Genomic DNA, 3,495 nt, shown 5'->3' with positions numbered 1-3,495 from the left:
GGAATATTCGACCATTCGTTGTTTATTAAACGGCTTATTCCGGTTCTAACTCTATCCCCACCTATAAAATTATAAAATAAGTTATAACCACCGGAAACACCCCATAAATCATTATTCGAATAGGTAATTGAAAATAGGTTATTTAAAAGCGGCCCATCCGGTCGAATTTCAACAAACTCGTTTGGATTAGTAGTCATGGAATTCAATACTCCAAAATCTTTGCTTCCAATATATATATTCTCGCCTTCAATTAAAGCTGAATTAAATTCTGTATTAAAACCACCTCCAACTGAAGCTTGATTAATTAAGTTAAAACTATCGTCGTATATAAAAACACTATTTTTTGTAGTCACTACCAGATAGGAATTAAGTGAATGTATTTCTACAGGTAAATCATCATAGGTAAACAAAGGGGTCAACACATCGCTTACTACTTCATAAATTCTTTTATTTGTTCCGATGGTAAATAATTTGTTTTCGTTGGTTTCTATCCCAATTAAATTTCCTGATGTGACAATTTGCCAATTATTATAATCAATCAAATTGGAGCTTGACACATCAGCTTTTCTCAACCCATTGCCTCCTAAACAAGCAGCATAAATAAACCCTTCAAATATGGTTGTTTGTTGTACTTGGATTTGCGAGCCTCCATTTCCTATAAAATAAGTATCTCCAAACTCCAAACGCTCCAAATCAAAAACAGAAATACCAAAATTTGTTGATATGTATATCAAATTCTCATTACCATTAAAATGGTTTATTCTTTTATCGTTTGGTGGAATTGCCGATTTATCAATAATATCAACTATAGTTAATACATCATCTTCGTTATCAAAAGCTATTTCAATAAGTCCATTTTCGTAACCAATAATCAATAATTGATATATTTCACTATAAAATATTGTAGATATTGTTTCTCCTGAAAGCCCATTAACAGTGGTAAGTTCTTCTATTTCATTGGATTCAATATTTACACTAAAAATAGCGTTTTCAGAAGCAGCATATATTTTATCATTGCCCTTTACAACTTTTTTAATATTGTAGTACGAGAAATGACCTTCCCATTGCTCAGAAAAATCTTGAGCAAATTGAATTAAGGGTGACAAGCAAAAAAGTAAAAAAAGTATTTTTTTCAAAATCAATATTATTAATGTTCAAATATATTATATCTAACGAACTTCATCTTGAAATAATATATTTTAAAACAAACAAAGTTATTGGTTATTATGGAATATTCAGGTTGAATTGACCCATTAAAAAGTTAAATTAGCTAGACCATAATTTTCTTTGTCTTTTTTTTCTGCCTTCGGATAGGTATCGCAGTTCTAGAAAATGCCATGAAATAGTTGCTAATACTATAACAAGTAACAATAAAATTACACCAACAATAAACGGATTGTAAGTTTTAAATAAGCCATAATAAACTGCTACTTGAATGATTGGAAAATGATAAATATAAACCCCATAAGTGATATCTCCATATTTCCCAAAATGGTTTAAAAACTTAAAATTATATGCTATGTAAAAAACCATGAAGCTATATGAAATTGGTTTTAAAATATGCGAATCAAAAATAATATGTTCCATTATAAAAACAACCAAGCAGGGTATAATTAAATGATGTTTCCATTTTATAAAAAAATCAAAATTTTTAAAAAATATAATTCCAGACATAAAAAAAGCTAACGCACCGGGTAGTTGTTTTGCAATTCTGTATTTATCTATAGAAACAAAATAATTGAAATAAATTATTGAAAGCACATAAATAATAACACCAAAAACCAGCATTTTATTCTTTCCTTTTTTGGTAATCAAATAAAATAGTGGGAGTAACAAATAGAAGGCTTCTTCAATTTTTATAGTCCAAAGTGCCCCATTAACTGCACATATTAAATTGGATGCAAAAACGCCAGGCAAACAAGGTTCAATATAATTCTGAAATGTTAAATTGGCTAATAGGTATTTCCAAAATTGTGCATTTAGAAAGTATTCGGAAATAGAAACAGATGAAATAATGCTGAAAAACAAGGCGCAAAATAAAATTACGAAAACATATGCCGGTACAATTCTTTTTATTCTTTTGAATATATATTCTTTTGTTGAATTGCTGTTTTCGTAGCTTTTTGCAATTAAAAACCCGCTGATAACAAAGAAACCATTTATTGCTAAACGGGTGTTAAAAAGTCCTTTATAAGGTTGAAACATTTCAACCTCGCTAAGCTCAATTAAGTGTGCAAATGCAACTGTGAATGCAAAAACAACTCTTAAAAAGTCGAAATTATTAATATTTATTTGTTTCAAATCTTCATCTTAGAATTCAAATATATTTATAACTAATGAGTTTAACCTGAAAATAGTATATTTTAAAATAAAAAAGCTTCCTAATAATTCAGGAAGCTTTTCTTAAAATATTTCAAAAATTATTTAAACAACACCTTGTGCTAACATAGCATCGGCAACTTTTACGAAACCTGCTATATTTGCACCTTTTACATAATCCACATAACCATCATCACCTTTACCAAATTCTAAACACGATTTATGTATATCAGACATGATATCTTTAAGTTTATTATCAACCTCCTCTCTAGACCATTTAAATCTTAAGGAGTTTTGAGTCATTTCTAAGCCGGAAGTAGCAACTCCGCCTGCGTTTGATGCTTTACCAGGAGCAAATAATATTTTGGCTTTATGAAAAACAGCAATAGCTTCTTTAGTTGACGGCATATTAGCACCTTCGCTAACGCAAATACAGCCATTTTTTAATAGTGTTTTTGCATCGTCCTCATGAAGTTCATTTTGTGTGGCACATGGTAAAGCTACCTGGCATTTTATTTCCCAAGGCGTTTTTCCTTTTACAAATTTTGCTTTTGGATACTTTTTTAAATATTCATTTATTCGACCTCGCTTTTCATTTTTAATTTCCATAACGAAAGCCAATTTTTCTTCATTTATACCATCTGCATCATAAATATAACCTGATGAATCTGAAAGCGTTAATACCTTTCCGCCTAAATGCAATACTTTTTCAGCAGCATATTGTGCAACATTTCCAGACCCAGAAATAACGACTTCTTTTCCTTTGATAGAATCATTTTTAGTTTCTAACATTTTTTGAGCAAAATATACATTGCCATATCCCGTTGCTTCGGGTCTAATTAAGGAGCCACCCCAGGTAAGCCCTTTCCCTGTTAAAACACCTGTAAATTCGTTATTTAACTTTTTATACATGCCAAATAAAAACCCAATTTCTCTAGATCCTACTCCAATATCACCGGCAGGCACATCGGTATTGGCTCCAATATGGCGAAACAACTCACTCATAAAAGCATGGCAAAAACGCATTATTTCGTTATCAGATTTACCTTTTGGATCAAAATCACTTCCGCCTTTACCTCCGCCCATTGGTAAGGTTGTTAGGGAATTTTTAAATACCTGCTCGAAAGCTAAAAACTTTAAAATACTTGCATTTACAGTAGGATGAAAACGCAAACC

The 3,495-nt window shown here is 30.6% G+C and carries 2 protein-coding genes and 1 pseudogene; all 3 read right to left on the bottom strand.

The genetic code is table 11. The features are described from left to right. Positions 1 to 1,136: pseudogene (locus tag WBN21_RS01670) on the bottom strand (ABC transporter substrate-binding protein); the annotation flags it as partial. 130 nt (positions 1,137 to 1,266) lie between these two features. After that, positions 1,267 to 2,301 carry an acyltransferase family protein gene (locus WBN21_RS01665; protein WP_424197575.1) on the bottom strand — a complete coding sequence of 345 codons (1,035 nt, stop codon included), beginning with the start codon at positions 2,299 to 2,301 and terminating at the stop codon, positions 1,267 to 1,269. A gap of 123 nt (positions 2,302 to 2,424) precedes the next feature. After that, on the bottom strand, positions 2,425 to 3,495 hold a 1,071-nt coding region (gdhA, locus tag WBN21_RS01660), incomplete at its 5' end, for an NADP-specific glutamate dehydrogenase (protein WP_424197574.1).

Source organism: Algibacter sp. (assembly GCF_049667265.1).
In the GTDB taxonomy this organism is placed as follows: domain Bacteria; phylum Bacteroidota; class Bacteroidia; order Flavobacteriales; family Flavobacteriaceae; genus Algibacter_B.
Note: the sequence above shows the minus strand (reverse complement) of the source record. Positions and strands in the feature narration are given on the sequence as shown.